General features: G+C 65.0%; 12 protein-coding genes. 3 read left to right on the top strand and 9 right to left on the bottom strand.

The features are described from left to right. Nucleotides 1-109: 109 nt before the first annotated feature. On the top strand, nucleotides 110-1414 hold the full coding sequence (locus AC1DUN_RS06755) for a glycosyltransferase (protein WP_477713291.1): 1305 nt from the start codon (nucleotides 110-112) through the stop codon (nucleotides 1412-1414). Here the strand turns inward: AC1DUN_RS06755 and AC1DUN_RS06750 are convergent. The 7 genes from AC1DUN_RS06750 to AC1DUN_RS06720 form a co-directional block, all read right to left on the bottom strand. After that, complete coding sequence (locus AC1DUN_RS06750; RefSeq protein ID WP_477713290.1) at nucleotides 1399-2850, bottom strand: aldehyde dehydrogenase family protein; 1452 nt, start codon at nucleotides 2848-2850, stop codon at nucleotides 1399-1401. The genes AC1DUN_RS06755 and AC1DUN_RS06750 overlap by 16 nt on opposite strands. 82 nt (nucleotides 2851-2932) lie before the next feature. Beyond that, nucleotides 2933-3856, bottom strand: a complete 924-nt coding sequence (locus AC1DUN_RS06745; RefSeq protein ID WP_477713289.1) for an amidohydrolase family protein — start codon at nucleotides 3854-3856, stop codon at nucleotides 2933-2935. Nucleotides 3857-3860: 4 nt separating this feature from the next. Beyond that, entirely contained in the window at nucleotides 3861-4805 is a 945-nt protein-coding gene (locus AC1DUN_RS06740) for a YncE family protein (RefSeq protein ID WP_477713288.1), read from the bottom strand. A gap of 64 nt (nucleotides 4806-4869) precedes the next feature. Continuing rightward, the gene (locus tag AC1DUN_RS06735; RefSeq protein WP_477713287.1) at nucleotides 4870-5787 is read right to left on the bottom strand and encodes a dihydrodipicolinate synthase family protein; all 918 of its coding nucleotides are present in this window, start codon (nucleotides 5785-5787) and stop codon (nucleotides 4870-4872) included. A 5-nt stretch (nucleotides 5788-5792) separates the two neighbouring features. Further along, nucleotides 5793-6965, bottom strand: coding sequence for an L-rhamnonate dehydratase (locus tag AC1DUN_RS06730; RefSeq protein WP_477662056.1), 1173 nt, complete (start codon nucleotides 6963-6965; stop codon nucleotides 5793-5795). 31 nt (nucleotides 6966-6996) lie between these two features. Then, nucleotides 6997-8025 carry a 4-hydroxythreonine-4-phosphate dehydrogenase PdxA gene (locus tag AC1DUN_RS06725; RefSeq protein WP_477713286.1) on the bottom strand — a complete coding sequence of 343 codons (1029 nt, stop codon included), beginning with the start codon at nucleotides 8023-8025 and terminating at the stop codon, nucleotides 6997-6999. 12 nt (nucleotides 8026-8037) lie between these two features. After that, nucleotides 8038-9018, bottom strand: coding sequence for a Bug family tripartite tricarboxylate transporter substrate binding protein (locus AC1DUN_RS06720; RefSeq protein ID WP_477713285.1), 981 nt, complete (start codon nucleotides 9016-9018; stop codon nucleotides 8038-8040). Between the two features lie 159 nt (nucleotides 9019-9177). Here AC1DUN_RS06720 and AC1DUN_RS06715 point away from each other — a divergent pair, with 159 nt between their 5' ends. Both AC1DUN_RS06715 and AC1DUN_RS06710 read left to right on the top strand, forming a co-directional pair. After that, nucleotides 9178-10113 carry a LysR family transcriptional regulator gene (locus AC1DUN_RS06715; RefSeq protein ID WP_477713284.1) on the top strand — a complete coding sequence of 312 codons (936 nt, stop codon included), beginning with the start codon at nucleotides 9178-9180 and terminating at the stop codon, nucleotides 10111-10113. Between the two features lie 195 nt (nucleotides 10114-10308). Further along, complete coding sequence (locus tag AC1DUN_RS06710) at nucleotides 10309-11442, top strand: hypothetical protein (RefSeq protein ID WP_477713283.1); 1134 nt, start codon at nucleotides 10309-10311, stop codon at nucleotides 11440-11442. An 8-nt stretch (nucleotides 11443-11450) separates the two neighbouring features. Here the strand turns inward: AC1DUN_RS06710 and AC1DUN_RS06705 are convergent, their stop codons facing one another. Together AC1DUN_RS06705 and AC1DUN_RS06700 are read right to left on the bottom strand one after the other, a co-directional pair. Next, a complete protein-coding gene (locus tag AC1DUN_RS06705) occupies nucleotides 11451-12881 on the bottom strand; it encodes an efflux transporter outer membrane subunit (protein ID WP_477713282.1) in 1431 nt (476 codons plus the stop codon). A gap of 11 nt (nucleotides 12882-12892) precedes the next feature. Next, nucleotides 12893-16237, bottom strand: coding sequence for an efflux RND transporter permease subunit (locus AC1DUN_RS06700; RefSeq protein ID WP_477713281.1), 3345 nt, complete (start codon nucleotides 16235-16237; stop codon nucleotides 12893-12895). Nucleotides 16238-16286: the final 49 nt, after the last annotated feature.

The following is a 16286-nucleotide window of genomic DNA, read 5'->3' as shown; positions in this document are numbered from 1 at the left end:
ATGGTGCCTAGAGTGGTTTGTTCGAGGCTCGAGCGAGGTACCCGTGTCCCAGTTCCTGCCGCATGCAACCACCCGGCTTTCCGCTGGAAAGCCTCCACGCCGTTGATGTATGAAGCCCAAGACTCCCGTTTCCGAAGGTGCCGGCACCAAACCCGATGAAGCGTCAACACCCCCGCGGCGCCGTTACCTGTTTATCCACCAGAACTTCCCGGGGCAGTTTGTCCATGTGGCCAGGGCCCTGGCGGCGCAGGGACACGAGGTCCTGGGGCTGGGCATCACGCCGCGGCCGGTGGAGGGGGTGCAGCTCGTGCGCTACCAGCTCCCCACCCTCAAAGCGCCCAGCCAGCTGGCGATGGCCCGCAATTTTGAGGTCAAGGCCTTGTATGGCCAGGCATGCGCGCAGGCCATGCAAAGGCTTGGTGACCACGGCTTTATCCCCGACCTCATCGTCGCGCACCCAGGCTGGGGCGAAGCGCTTTTTTGCAAGGACGTGTGGCCGGGCGCCAGGCTCATGGTGTTTTCCGAGTTCTACTATTCCGCGCAGGGCAGTGATTACGATTTTGACCCGGAGTTCTACCGCGAAAGCCTGTTGGCGCGTTCCGCCTTGCGGCTGAAAAACACCACGCTGCTGCATGCGCTGAGCGCGGCGGATGCGGCTTATGCACCCACCGAATGGCAGCGCCGGCAAGTGCCGGGGGAATACCGCGGCAAAGTGCGGGTCATTCACGACGGCATAGACACAGGCCTGGCCAGGCCCGATCCCGGCGCCTGTTTTTCCCTGGCGGGCAAAGGCCTGCAATTCAAGCCCGGCGACGAAGTCCTGACTTTCATCAACCGCAACCTCGAGCCTTACCGGGGCTTCCATATCTTCATGCGGGCCTTGCCCGCCATCCTCAAAGCCCGGCCCCATGCTCATTGTGTGCTGGTAGGGGGGGACGAGGTGAGCTACGGCCCCAAACCCGCGGGTGGCGGCACATGGCGTGAAGTCCTGCTCAGGGAAGTCGGCGATCGGCTGCCGATGCAGCGCGTCCATTTTGTCGAAACACTGCCTTACGCCCGCTACCTCCAGTTGCTGCAGGTCTCACGCTGCCATGTGTACCTGAGCTATCCCTTTGTCCTGTCATGGAGCTGCCTGGAAGCCATGAGCGCAGGTTGCGTGGTGGTTGGTAGCCGCACCGCCCCTGTCGAGGAAGTCATGGAACACGGGGTCAACGGTTTGCTGTTTGATTTTTTTGACGTGCGGGCATTGGCCGAAACCGTGGTGGCCGTTCTGGCCGATCCGGCCGCCCATGCACACCTGGGGCAGGCGGCGCGCCAGGCCGTGGTGGCGCGTTTTGATCTCGCCACCCGCTGCCTGCCCGACCTGCTGGCGCTGGTCGAACAGGCTGCGAGGCAGGATCAAGCCAGCGTGTAAGCCGTCTTCACCGTCGTGAAAAACTCCTGCGCGTACTTGCCCTGTTCGCGCGGGCCGTAGCTGGAGCCCTTGYGGCCGCCGAAGGGGACGTGGTAGTCCACGCCCGCGGTAGGCAGGTTGACCATGACCATGCCGGCCTGGCTGTGGCGCTTGAAGTGGGTCGCGTATTTGAGGCTGGTGGTGGCGATGCCGGCTGACAGGCCGAAAGGCGTGTCGTTGGCGGTGGCCAGGGCCGCTTCGTAGTCTTTCACGCGGATGATGCTGGCGACCGGGCCGAAAATTTCCTCGCGGTTGATGCGCATGCCGGCCGTGCTTTCGCTGAAGAGGGCCGGTTGCATGTAATAACCTTCGGCGCCGCTGCCGGTGTGGCAGGGGATGCGCGCGCCGCCGAAGGCCAGGGTCGCGCCTTCGGCCTTGCCGATTTCGATGTAGCTCAAGTCCTGCTCAAGCTGTGCTTGCGAGGACACCGGGCCCACGTCGGTGCCGGCCGTGAGGGCGTCGCCGACCTTGATGCGGGCCATGCGTTCCTGCAGGGCTTTGACAAAAGCCGGGTAAATGCCTTCGGTCACGATCAGGCGGCTCGACGCCGTGCAGCGCTGGCCGGTGGAGTAGAAGGCGCTCTGCGCGCTGAGCTCCACCGCCTGCGCGAGGTCGGCGTCGTCGAGGATGACTTGCGGGTTCTTGCCGCCCATTTCGAGCTGCACCTTCTTGAGATTTTTCGCGCAGGCCTCGGCGATGCGGCTGCCCACGCCGACCGAGCCGGTGAAGCTGATGGCGTTGACGCCGGGGTGGTTGACCAGCGCATCGCCGATCACGCGGCCCGGGCCCATGACCAGGTTGAACACGCCGGCCGGGATGCCGGAGCGCGAGATGATCTCGGCCAGCGCCCAGGCGCTGCCGGGCACCAGGTCGGCGGGCTTCAGGACCACGCAGTTGCCGAAGGCCAGCGCCGGCGCGATCTTCCAGGCCGGGATGGCGATGGGGAAGTTCCAGGGGGTGATCAGGCCGACCACGCCGACCGGCTCGCGCGTGATCTCCACGCCAATGCCGGGGCGCACCGAGGGAATGGTTTCGCCCGACAGGCGCAGGCATTCACCGGCGAAGAACTTGAAGATATGGCCGGCGCGCGTGGCCTCGCCTATGCCTTCGGGCTTGGTCTTGCCTTCTTCGCGCGAGAGCAGGGTGCCCAGCTCTTCGCGGCGCGCGAGGATCTCCGTGCCTATCTTGTCCAGCGCGTCCGAGCGCGCCTGTATGCCCGAGGTCGACCAGGCCGGGAAAGCCGCCTGCGCGGCCTGCACGGCCGCGTCCAGGCCGGCTGCGTCGGCCTGCGTGTACTCGCCGATCACGTCGGCCAGGTTGCTGGGGTTCAGGTTGGGGCTGTAGCTGTTACCGGCCAGCCATTGGCCGTTGATGAGGTTGTCGTGTTTTGTGGTCATGGGTGTGCTTCCAGGAGTTGAACTTGATTCAGGAATGACGAAAGGACGAGGTGGGCGCGCAGGCCGTTTCACAAAAGCGGTCTCACAAGGGCGGCGTCACATCAATCGCATAAAAACGCAGGGCGTTGGCGCACATCATCGCATGTTGCTGGTGACCCGGCAGGCGGGCCAGCATACCGGCCACACTGCCAACCAGGTCCGGGTAGCTGATACGCAGGCCGGCCACCGGAAAGTTGCTGGCGAACATGCAGCGCTGCCATCCAAAAATTGCAATCGTTTCATACACAATTCGCGCATTCTCCTGGAGATCCCAGGGCCGGTCGCGCAGGCCGAACTCCGAGAGCTTGACGTGCACATTCTCCTGCCGGGCCAGGGTCTCCATCCAGCCGCGCCAGCGCTTGAGGCCTTCTTCGCTGCGGTCCCAGGCAAAGCCGTGGTGGTTCAGGACCATGGGTACCTTGGGAAACAGCGCCGCCACTTCGGCCGCCTCGGGCAGATGCCAGGCCGGCACGCGCAGGTCCCAGCGCAGGCCGTATTTCTCCAGCAGCGAGAAGCCGCGCAGCCAGGCCTCGTCCTGCATGCTGCCGGGCTGGCCTTTGACGCCGTGCGCCGGCGAGGCCGAGGTCAGCGGCTTGCTGCGTATGCCGCGCACCAGCGGAAAGCGAGACTGTGCGAACAGGTGTTCCTCGCTGTCGGGGCGATCAAACCAGGCATGGGCGACCACGGCATTCGGGAAGCCGTGCTGCGCGTGCACCTCGTGCAGCCAGGCGGTTTCGGCCAACTGCTGGTCGCGGCTGCGCTCGGCCTCCACATGCACGGTCGCGACCACCTCGCAAGGCCCCGTGGCGGCGCGGTAGTCGGTCGCGAGAAAGTCCCGGCAGATGGCGCGGTAGTCGCCCAGGAAAAAGGCCTTGGGGTCGTAGGCCTCCTGCAGCCAGGGGTAGTGGCCGCGCGACAGGTCCCACAGGTGGTGGTGAGCATCGACGATGGGCCGCGCCGGCGTCATGGCCTCAATGCCGCCAGACGTAAGATGAATCGGGTTCGCGCAGGGTCTTGATCTGCTGGCCGAACTCAAAGCTGTCGAGATCCAGCCGGCGCACCGTGTCGTCCTGGAAAGAGATATACACCGCGCGCTCCACCGGGTGGAAGGACAGGGCCAGCGGATTGCTGGGCAGGGCGAAGCAGCGCTGCTCCTGCAGGTCGGTGCCGAAGACCGAGAGCGAATGTTCGCCCGAGTTGGTGGTGAGCAGCAGCTCATCGCCCTGCGCGCCGCGGAAGCGGTAGACGCGGTTGGGGTCGCGCCGCGTCTTGCCCCGGGCCACGACCTTCATGGTCGCCGTGTCCACGGCCACAATGCTGTCGTCGCCGCGGTTGGCCACATACAGCAGGGACTCGTCGGCCGACAGCACATTGCCCTCGGGCACCGGGCCCGGCACCATGGCCACCGGCGTGAAGGTCGGGTCGTTGGGTTTGATCTTGGTCACGGTGTTGGACAGCAGGTTGAGCGCGTATGCGGTCTGCGCGTCCTTGGTCAGTGCGAAAAGGTGTGTCTTGTAGCCGCCCGAGGGCACCGCCAGGTCGGGCACAAACACCTTCGCCGGATCCGAAAAACGCAGCAGCACATTGTGCGCCTCCGACATCACAAACAGCCGCCCCTGGCCATCCACCGTCAGGCCGTGCGGCCGGTAGTAAGGCCAGAGGTTCAGCGTGGCCACGTGTTCCTGCCGCGCGAGGTCGATCACAAACACCGAGTGCCCGCCCATGTCACCCAGGTGGCTGGCCGTCTCTATGCCGTAGTGGCCCACATAGGCCAGGCCGCGCGCCGCGTCCACCGTGAACTCATGCGGGAAATTCGGCAGCACGATGTGTTTTTGCGCCAGGCCCGTGGCCAGGTCGTAAAAGCTGAAGGTATGGGCGCATTTTTGCACCAGCAAGAGTGTTTCCCGAAGCGGCATGGATGTCCTGAAAATGGGGAGCCAGAAAGGAAACGAGGCCTGCGCCGGCAGGCGGCTGAAGCGCCTATTTGCCCCAGCGCAGCACCAGCGGGTCCAGCCGGCGCGCAGTCGCCAGCAAGCCCCTGCGCACCTCGGGATGCATGGCGGGAAAGGGATGGCGTGGCGCCTCGCAGGCGATCACGCCGCCTTCCTTCATCAGTGCCTTGGCCGTGAGGATGCCGCCCTGGCGGTTCTCGTAATTGATCAGCGGCAGCCAGCGCGCGTATTCGGCCACGGCCTCTTCGCGCTTGCCGGCCGTCCAGGCGTCCATGATCCTGCGTATGCCGTCGGGGTAGCCGCCGCCTGTCATCGCGCCAGTCGCGCCGGCCTCCAGGTCGGGCAGCAGGGTGATGGCTTCTTCGCCGTCCCAGGGGCCTTCAATCGCGTCGCCGCCCAGGCGCAGCAGCTCGCGCAGTTTGGAGGCGGCGCCCGGCGTTTCGATCTTGAAGTAGGCGACGTTGCGAATCTCCTTGGCCATGCGCGCCAGGAAGGTGGCCGAAAGCGGCGTGCCGCTGACAGGCGCGTCCTGGATCATGATGGGAATGTCTATCGCGGCCGACAGCGTGGCGAAGAATTCGTAGATCTTTTCTTCCGGCACGCGGATGGTGGCCCCATGGTAGGGCGGCATCACCATGACCATGGCTGCGCCCTGGTCCTGCGCGCGGCGGCTGCGTTCGGCGCAGACCCTGGTGCCGAAGTGGGTGGTGGTCACAATCACCGGCACGCGGCCCGCCACATGCTGGAGGATGGTGCTGGTCAGCACTTCGCGCTCCTCGTCCGACAGCACGAATTGCTCCGAAAAGTTGGCGAGTATGCACAGGCCGGTCGATCCCGCGTCAATCATGAAATCGACGCAGCGCTTCTGGCTGGCAAGGTCCAGCTCGCCCGCGTCGGTGAAGGTGGTGGGCACCACCGGAAACACGCCCTGGTATCTGGCGGCCATGGCGCTCATTCGACGATGTTGAAGTCTTTGAGGAACTCGGTCTTCATGGTCAGGCCCAGGCCGGGCTTGTTGTCGTCGAGCTGCAAAAAGCCGTTTTCGGCCACGGGCTCGCCGTCGAAGATGTAATAAAACAGCTCGTTGCCGACTTCCACATCGAACATCGGGAAGTATTCGCTCATCGGGGAGGCGAGGGTGCTCATGGTCAGGTGGTAGTTGTGCATCTGGCCGGCATGCGGCACTACCGGCACGCTATAGGCTTCGCACAGCGCGTTGATCTTGTGCGCGGCCGTGATGCCGCCCACGCGGTTGGTGTCGTACTGCACGACGGACACGGCTTTTTTGTCGAGCAGCTGCTTGAAGCCGTAGAGGCTGAACTCATGCTCGCCGCCCGAAATCGGGATGCTGGTCAGTTGGTTCAATTCGGCATAACCGTCGATGTCGTCGGCGATCACGGGCTCCTCGACCCAGCGCGGCTGGAATTTCTCGAGCTTGGGCAGCATGCGCTTGGCGTATTCGAGGTTCCAGCCCATGTAGCACTCGAGCATCAAGTCGTTGTCGTAGCCGATCACTTCGCGCAGCGCCTCGACGGCCTTCAAATTTTCCGCCACGCCTTTGGTGCCATGCGCCGGTCCGTAGCCGAAGCGCGACTTGAACATGGTGAAACCCTGGTCCAGGTATTTCTGCGCTTCGTCCTGCATGGCCTTGATGTCGGTGCGGTAGAGCTTGGAGTAGTAGCAGGGAATCTTTTCCTTGGTACGGCCGCCCAGCAGCTTGAACACCGGCTTGCCCACTGACTTGCCCAGGATGTCCCAGATCGCGATGTCCACCGCCGAGATCGCGGCCATGGCCACGCCCTTGCGGCCCCAGGCATGGGTGGCGCGGTACATGCGCTGCCACAGGTATTCATAGTCCCAGGGGTCCTGGCCCAGCACCAGCGGCGTGAGGTACTGGTCGATGATGGCTTTGGCGATGTGCGGCGCCAGCGCGACGTTGCCCAGGCCGACGATGCCGTCGTCGGTTTCGATCTCGACCACCGTCCAGGAATGGAAACGGAAGGTGCTCATGGTCTCGGTGTTGGAGTAAACCAGGTCCATGGCGTTGGAGCAGAAATTGCCCTGGGGTGGAACGGTCTTGCCTTTCCATTCGAAGACGCGGGCGCGGACTGATTTGATTTTCATAAGAGTTCTCTAAGGTAAAAAAAGAAAAAGTTCAGGCGTTTGCCAACAAACGCGCCGCACCCATGCGCTGGGCAATGCGAAATGCATTGAGCGTGGCATTGACGTCAGCCACACCTCGGCCCGCAATGTCATAGGCCGTGCCATGGGCCGGCGTGGTGATAGGCACCGGCAGGCCGCCTTGCACAGTGACACCTTTGCTAAAGCCCATGAGCTTGATCGCGATCTGGCCCTGGTCGTGGTACATGGTGACGATGGCCTGGTAGAGGCCGTCGCGCGCTTTCAAAAAGATGGTGTCGGCCGGGAAGGGGCCGTCCACCGGAATGCCAGCTGCGCGCAGCTCGGCCACAGCCGGCTCGATGATGTCGATCTCTTCGCGCCCGCAGACGCCGCCGTCGCCGCCATGCGGGTTAAAGGCCGCCACCGCGACTTTGGGATGGGCGTTGCCGCTGGCCTGCAGCGAGGCATAAATCAGCTTTGCTGCGTCCACGATGCGTTGTTTGCTCAGCATGGCCGCCGCGTCTTTGAGCGGAATGTGGGACGAGACACGCGAGGTCCACAAGTCGCCCAGGGTGTTGAACTCGCAAAAGTAGCCGGTCACGCCCAGGTATTCGGCGAAGTGGTGAAGTTCGTCTTCATGCTTGAGGCCGCCCAGCTTCATGGCCTGTTTGTTCAACGGGGCGAAGCAGATCGCGTCGACCTCGCCGCGTTTGGCGCCGTCCATGCAAAGGTTAAGCACCTGCAGCACGGCCGCGCCGCAGGCGGCCTGCGCCTGGCCGCGCTGCACCTGGGTGGACTGAATCGTGTGGGTTGCCAGAAAGGCCGGCAGGCGGGTGTCGGCGCGGTCGCGCACTTCGGCCAGGCTGGTGACGGCCTGGGTCGCCACAGCCTCTTTGGCCGTGGCCTGGCCCTGTTGCCAGAGCCAGTCGTCACCCACCAGCACGATGTTGGCGCCTGCCGTGATGCCGGGCTGGGCCAGCAGCCGGGCGACCAGTTCCGGGCCTATGCCGGCCGCGTCGCCCAGCGTGAGGGCGATCACAGGCGGCGTTTGCGTGTTGCTCATGGTTTGATTCCGTCAGTCGAGTTTGATGTTTTTCCGTGCGATCAGCTCACCATAACGCTTGTTTTCATCGATATGGAACTGCGCGAACTGGGCCTGCGTCATGGGCGTGAGGTCGGCGCCTATGGCGCTCAAACGGGTTTGCGTTTCCGGCATGGCCAGCACCTTGGTGACCTCGTTATAGACGCGCTCCTGCACAGCCTTGGGCGTGGAGGCCGGCATGTAGATGCCATACCAGGCGCTCATCTCCACGCCCTTGAGGCCGGCTTCGGCCATGGTGGGCACATTGGGCAGTTGCGGGTTGCGTTTGGCGCTGGCCACGGCCAGCGGCTTGATGCGGCCGTTCTTGATCTGGCCTATGACCGAGGGCATGGTGTCAAAGCTCAGCTGCACCTGGCCGGCCACCAGGTCGATCAGCGCCGGACCGCTGCCGCGGTAGGGGATGTGGGTGATGAAGACGCCGGCCTGGTCCTTGAAGAGCTCTGCCGCGATGTGCTGGGTGCTGCCCGAGCCGCTGGTCGCGTAATTGAGCTGGCCCGGCTTGCTCTTGGCCAGCTTGATCAGCGACTGCACCGAGTCGACCGGCAAGGCATTGTTGACCACCAGCACATTGGGCACCGCGCCCACAAACACCACGGGTACCAGGTCCTTGTTGTTGTCGTAGCTGAGCTTGAGCAGGTGCGGCGCGATCGCATGCGCGGTCGAGACACCCATCAGCAGGGTGTGGCCGTCGGTGGACTTGGCCGTGAGGTCGGCCGCCAGGGTGTTGGAGGCGCCGGGGCGGTTCTCGACCACCACGGGTTGCTTGAGCAGCGGGCCCAGCCGGTCGGCCACGGCGCGCGCCATGGCGTCGGTGCCGCCGCCGGGGGCCGAGCCCACGAGGATGCGCACCGGCTTGGCGGGCCATTCCTGTGCCAGGGCGGACGGGGCCGCACTGAAGGCGCAGGCGGCTCCCAGCAGGGCAGGGAAGAGTTTGAGGGCTTTCAGGCGGGGCATTGTCTTTGTCTCCGGGTCATTGTTGTGGGAAAGGCGCGGGAAAGCTGGAACGAATGCCCTGATGGTAGGGATGGCGACACTTAACGTAAATTGAAAATCCCTGATTATTTGATAACCTAAGGTGATCAATTGAAATTAACGCCCCCCTGGAGGCCCGCCATGCTCGCCACGCCCCGTAGCTCCTCATCGATTCCCCAACTGCTGAATCGCCTGCGCATGCGCCAGGTTGCGCTGATCCTGGCCGTGGGCGAGCACGGCACGCTGCGCAAGGCCTCGGCCGAACTCGGCATGACGCAGCCGGCCGCGACCAAGATGATCCAGGAGCTTGAGTCCGCGCTGGGCCAGCGCCTGTTCGAGCGTGTGGGCCGCGGGCAAAAACTCACGCCGGCCGGCGCCAGCGTGCTGCGCTACTTCCGCGGCATGCGCGGCTCGGTGGAGTCAATGACGCGCGAGCTGGCCGAGCTGGAACTGGGCGGAACGGGCCGCGTCTCGGTCGGCAGTATCATGGCGCCTTCGCCCAACCTGCTCACGCAGGCCATCATCGCGCTCAAAAAAGCCTATCCGCTGCTGTCGGTCGACATCACCATGGACACCAGCGACCGATTGTTTGAATTGCTGCGCGAGGGCGTGCTCGACGTCGCCATAGGCCGCATACGCGACGAGCACCGCGCCGACTACAGTTTCACGCCGCTGGAGAACGAGGCCCTGGCCCTGGTTGTCGGTGTGCGGCACCCGCTGGCCAAAAAGAAAGCCGTGAAGTTCGCCGACTTACTGGGCTACGGCTGGATTCTGCAGCCCACCGGCAGCCCCATGCGCGAGGTGCTCGAGCAGGAGTTCCGCATGCTGCAAGCGCCTTCACCCAAGGGCCTGATAGAGACGGCCTCCATCCTGACCACCACCAACCTGATCGCTGAGACTGACATGGTCGGCGTGATGCCGCAGTCGATTGCCGACACCTATGCGCGCCACGGCCTGCTGGTCATCCTGCCCTGCTTTATCCGCCACAAGATGGAAGCCTTCGGCAGCATCACGCGCAAGGACAGGCCGCTGAGCGAGGCGGCGCGGTTTTTTCTGGCAGCCTTGCACGGCGGGTAGACCCCGCCCATAGCCGATTCACCCAGTTTCTTGGGCAGGCACGCTTGAGAGCCAAGCGTAGCCATCACCAGAAAATCCTACAAAAATTGGCCGCTTCCGGACAATCGTTGTTAGCCTTCGCGAAAGACTCGAATAACCAAGGCCCGTACGTCCGCGAACTCCAGGAGCGGGATCAAAGATAATACCGGCACCTTCATGGACGCACTCGAGGTCCAGCAGGAGAGTGACGGCTCTTACGTGGGCGTCTATCACACACCGGTACCAAACAGACCAGATCAGGCCGCCCTCCATATTGCAACCAGCTCCGACCTGCTAGGCGGCTGGACCCGCCAGACGACTCTGAATTGCAGCTTCGCGAGCCAGGGCACCCTGAGGCGCCTGTACGACGGACGCTACCTGCTGGCGTTCGAGCGGAACGACCAACCACCGTACCCGTTTCACCACGCCACTATCGAGGTACGGCTTTACGACAACCTCGCGGCGCTGCTCGGGAACAACCCAATGAAGACCTTTGATACGCCATGGGTCCCAGACAGCCATGCGCAGGGAACCCCGAACTTCCGCTGGATCCAGTACGACGGGAACCCCGACACCATGAAGATAGAGCTGGGCTTCCACTTCTACCGCGGCGACGGCCGCGCTGCCCGCGACTACAACGCCATTGGCGTCGTGACGGGTTTCAAGCAGTGGGGTTTTGAGGAGAACACCAAGCTCAACCAGCTGCTGGATGTCTATGCGGATGGAAACATGGGCGATCGCACGTTCATAGTCTATAAGAAGCGGCCTTACACCATCGTTGAGGCACAAACCAATCAGTTCGACTTTTCGAGTTTCCGGCTCTACCTGTACGACGAGGTTGCGGAGACCCTTACTCCGCTTTCAATCCAGACTCCGACAGAGGGGCAAGGCATCGGCAATGCGTCGCTCTCAGTGATCAATGATGCGTCCGGCAACATGAAGCTGTTTATGTCGATGTTTGTCTTCGGTCCGCCGTGGCCTGGCGGGGGCACGAATGTGTTCGTGACCTCGCTCAGCCAGGGTGACAGCACGGTGAACCAGGCTTACACCGTTTATCCCACCCCCTGGCGGCCCACCGGCAGCTTGCCGGAGGCCGGCAGCCTCAACCCGGGTGGTGTGGCCCTGAACGGTGGGACCGGCAATAGTGCCGAGCCGTTCAAGGCTGGCGACGGCAAGTTGCCGCTGGACCCGCAGGTGCAAAGCCTGGTGCAGGCCATGGCCGCTTTTGCGCCGCCGCCCGTGGACCAGACCACGCTGATGAGCCAGCAGCCAACGGCGCCGGCGCCTGTGCTGGCGGCCAGCTGGCATTGAGCTGAGAACTACTTCGCCACCTGCCAGCCGCCCCCCAATGACTGGATCAGCGCCACAGCCGTGGTCTGGCGGTCGGCCATGGCCTGCACCAGGGCGCGGCGCGCGCTCAGGGCCGTGGCCTGGGCGGTGATGACTTCGGTGTAGCCGACCTGGCCGCTGCGGTAGCGATTCAGTACTTGCTGCTCGACCTGGTCGGCCGCTTCCGAGGCCTGGCGGCGCAAATCCTGTTGGGTTTGCAGCACACGGGTGGCCGAGAGCTGGTCTTCCACGTCCTGGAAGGCGACCAGCACGGTCTGGCGGTAGCGGGCCACGGCTTGTTCATGCGCGGCCCGCGCGCCGTCCACGCGTGCACCCGTGGCGCCGGCGTCAAAAATCAGCTGCGCGGCCGACAGGCCCAGGGACCAGACGCTGCTTGAGGCCTTGAACAAATCGGCCACGCGGCTGGCACCGGTGCCGGCCGAGGCGCTCAGCGACAGGCTGGGGAAGTAGGCGCTTTTGGCGATGCCTATCTGTTCATTGGCCGAAGCCACTCGGCGCTCGGCGGCGGCGATGTCAGGCCGGCGCTGCAGCAGGGCCGAGGGCACGCCCAGCGGCACTTCGGGCACCAGCGGGTTCCAGGCGGCCGGCGGCAGTCTGAAATTGGCGGGCGCTTCGCCGACCAGCACGGCGATCGCGTGTTCAAGCTGCGCGCGCGTACGCTGCAGGCCGGCATTGTCGGCCTGGGCGTTGGCCAGCGTGGTTTGTGCCTGCAGCACGTCGGTCTTGGCGGCGATGCCGGCCTTGTAGCGGTTTTGCGTGATTTCGAGCGCGCGCTGGTAGCCGGCCAGCGTGGTTTCCAGCAAGGCCTTTTGCGCGTCGGTCTGGCGCAGCGAAAAATAATTGGCGGCGAGTTCGCCCTGGGCCGAGAGCTTGGCCGAGGCCAGGTCGGCGGCGCTGGCCTGTTCGCCGGCCGTGGCGCTGTCCACCGCGCGGCCCAGCCGGCCCCAGACGTCGGGCTCCCAGCTGCCGCCTATGCTGAGCTGGTAGTTGTTGCCGACGCGGCCGGTGCTGTTGGTCGCGACATTGCCGCTGGCGCGCGAACGCGTGGCGCCGGCGTCCAGCGTGACCGTGGGAAACAACGAGGCCCGCTGCTCGCGCACCAGCGCGCGCGCCTGGGCATAAGCGGCCACGGCCAGCGCAACGTTCTGGTTGGAGACGTCCACGCGCGACTGCAGCTGGTCCAGCACCGGGTCCTTGAAGAGGCTCCACCACGGGCCGCGCTCCAGCGCATCGGCCGGCGCGGCCGGCACCCAGCCTTCGGCTTCCTTGAAATTGCTCACTTCGGCGGTGGTGGGCCGCTTGTAGTCGGGGCCGACGGCGCAGCCGGTGGCGAGCAGGGCCAGCAAGACTGCGGCGATGAGCCGGCGTTCAAAGCGAGGGGTGTGGGGAAAGTTCTTCATGGTCTTGTCCATCATGGCACTTGCGGCGCCGCATCGGTTTCGCCGGGGTGGCGGCTGAGCTGGCGCTCAAGAGGGCTGCGGCGGCGCAGCTTGTCCATCAGCACATAGACCACCGGCGTGGTCAGCAGCGTGAGTAGCTGGCTCGCGATCAGCCCGCCTATGATGGCGATGCCCAGCGGCCGGCGCAGCTCGGCGCCTTCGCCGAAGCCTATGGCCAGCGGCAGCGCGCCCAGGATGGCGGCCAGCGTGGTCATCAGGATGGGGCGAAAACGCAGCAAACAGGCTTCGCGCACCGCCTCCAGCGCTGAAATGCCGCGCGCGCGCTCGGCCTCCAGCGCGAAGTCGATGATCAGGATGGCGTTTTTCTTGACGATGCCTATCAGCAGGAAGATGCCTATCAGCGCGATGATGGAAAAGTCCAGCTTGAACAGCAGCAGCGCGAGCACCGCACCCACGCCAGCCGAGGGCAGGGTGGAGAGCACGGTGATGGGATGGATCAGGCTTTCGTACAGGATGCCCAGCACGATGTAGATCACCACCAGCGCGGCCAGGATCAGCAGCGGCTGCTGGCCCTGCGATTGCTGGGCGCTGAGCGCCGTGCCCGCAAAACTGCCGCGCACATTGGTGGGCAGGCGTATGTCGGCTTCGGACTGGCGCACCGCCGCCTCGGCGTCGCTCAGCGTGAAGCCCTCGGCCAGGTTGTAGGAGATGGTGGTCGAGAGTTCGCCGTCCTCATGGCTGATGGAGGCGGCCGTCGGGTTCTCGCTGAAACGTGCGATCGCCGACAGCGGCACCATGGTGCTGGGCGCGGTGCTCAGCACATTGCCGCTGGAGGCGTCGCGCAGGCCCGGGTTGGCGCTGATGCTGGGCGTGCTGCTTGTGGTTGTGCTGCCGCTTGTGGAGGCGGCCGAGGTGCTGGATGTGCCCGTGCTTGCGGCCGTGGCTGAAGTGGACCTGGTGGAGGCTGCCGCGGTGCTGGTAGTCGTGGCTGTGGTGGCGGTTGTGCCCGTGCCGCCCCCGGCATTTTTGGCCGGCACATAGATGTCCTTGAGCGACTCGGGGCTGCGCGTGTAGCGCGGCGCGACCTCCATGATCACGTGGTACTGGTTGAGCTCGGCGTAAATCGTGGCGACCTGGCGCTGGCCGAAGCCGTCGTAGAGCGCGTTGTCCACGTCGCGCGAGCTGATGCCCAGGCGCGCGGCGCTTTCCTTGTCGACGGTGACCATGGTCTCTACGCCGTTTTCCTGCTGGTCGGTGTCCACGTCGGTCAGCGCTTCCTGGGTCTTCATGCGCTCGGCCAGGCGCGTGGCCCACTGGCTCAGGTCGGCCGCGTTGTCGCTCTTGAGGGTGTACTGGTAGGTGGAGTTGGTCTGGCGCCCGCCGCCGCGCAGGTCCTGCACGGTGTTGAGGAAAAGGCTCACGCCCGTCACCTGCGCGAGCTGCGGGCGCAGCCGCGTGATCACGGCCTGGCCGCCTTCCTTGCGTTGGCCGACCGGCTTGAGGTTGATGAACATGAAGCCGCCGCCGGCGCGCGAGCCGCCGGTAAAACCGACCACGGTGTCCACCGCCGGATCGGCGCGAATGATGTCCACGAGTTGCTTGAGCTTGGCTTGCAACGCCTGGAAGGAGATGCTGCGGTCGGCGCGCAGGCCGCCGTTGATCTGGCCGGTGTCCTGCTGCGGGAAAAAGCCTTTGGGCGCTTTGACATAAAGGTAGACATTCAGGCCCACCACGGCCGCCAGGATCAGCATCACCAGCAGCTTGCTGTGCAGCGCCCAGTCCAGGCTGGTCTCATAGCTGCGGTGCACACGGTTGAAGGCGCGTTCAAACCAGCGCGCAATACGGCCCGGCGGCTTGCTGTGCGCGTCGGGCTTGAGCAGCCAGGCGCACATCATGGGTGTGGTGGTCAACGAGATCAGCAGCGAGATCAGCACCGCTGCCGACAGCGTGACGGCGAATTCGCGGAACAGCCGGCCTATCTGCCCGCCCATGAAGAGCAGGGGGATGAACACCGCCACCAGCGACAGGCTGATGGACAGCACGGTAAAGCCCACCTCGCGCGCGCCCAGCAACGCGGCCTTGAAGCGGTCCATGCCGGCCTCGATGTGGCGGCTGGTGTTCTCCAGCACCACGATGGCGTCGTCGACCACAAAACCGGTGGCCACCGTGAGCGCCATCAGGCTCAGGTTGTTGAGGGAAAAACCCATCAGGTACATCACGCCGAAGGTGCCCAGCAGCGAAGCCACCGTGGCCACCGCCGGAATGATGGTGGCGCGGGCGCTGCGCAGAAAAGCGCTGACGACCAGCACCACCAGCACGATGGAGATGATCAGCGTGAGTTCGATTTCATGCAGCGAGGAGCGTATCGAGTTGGTGCTGTCGGAGGCGACCTGCAGGCGCACGTCCTGCGGCAGCTGGGCCTGCAGCTCGGGCAGCAGGTCGCGCACGCCGTCCACGGTTTCGATGACGTTGGCGGCCGGCTGGCGCGTGACCAGCACGATCACGGCCGGCTCGCCGTTGAACAGGCCCAGGGTGTTGGTGTTCTCCACGCCGTCCTGCACCTCGGCCACGTCGCGCAGGCGTATGGCCGCGTTGTTGCGCCAGGCCACGACCAGGTCCTGGTAGTCGGCGGCGCGGCGCCCGCCGCTGGCGGTGCTGGCGCCGGTGTAGATCTGGAAGCGCTGGCCGTTGCCCTCGATGGCGCCGCGCGGCCGGTTGGCGTTGGAGGCCTGCAGCGCCGCGCGCACGTCTTCGGCGGCCACGCCATAGCGGTTCAGCGCGAAGGGGTTGAGCTCCACCCGCACCGCGGGCAGCGAACCGCCGCCCAGCTCCACGTCACCCACGCCCGGTACCTGGGCGATTTTTTGCTGTACCAGGTTGGAGACCTCGTCGTAGATCTGGCCCGGCGAACGCGTCTTGGAGGTCAGCGCCAGGATGATGACGGGCGCCGAGGCCGGGTTGGCCTTGCGGTAGGTCGGGTTGCTGCGCAGGCTGGCCGGCAGGTCGGCCCGCGAGGCATTGATGGCGGCCTGCACCTCGCGCGCGGCTGAATCGATTTTGCGGTTGAGGTCGAACTGCAGGCTGATGCGCGTCGAGCCGCTGCCGCTCGAGGAGGTCATTTCATTGACCCCCGCGATGATGCCCAGCCGCCGCTCCAGCGGCGTCGCCACGCTGCTGGCCATGGTCGAGGGGCTGGCGCCCGGCAAGGTGGCGCTGACCGAGATCACCGGGAAGTCGACCTGCGGCAGGGGGGAGACCGGCAATACGAAGAAGGCGCCTATGCCGGCGAGGGCCAGGCCTATTGTTAGTAGGACTGTTGCTACCGGGCGGCGGACAAAAGGTTCGGAGAGGTTCATGGGCTTCCTCCCCAACCCTTGCCGAGCTTGCTCTGGCCGGGTCTTGCTC

Source organism: Polaromonas sp. P4_F6 (genome assembly GCF_056401275.1).
Note: the sequence above shows the minus strand (reverse complement) of the source record. Positions and strands in the feature narration are given on the sequence as shown.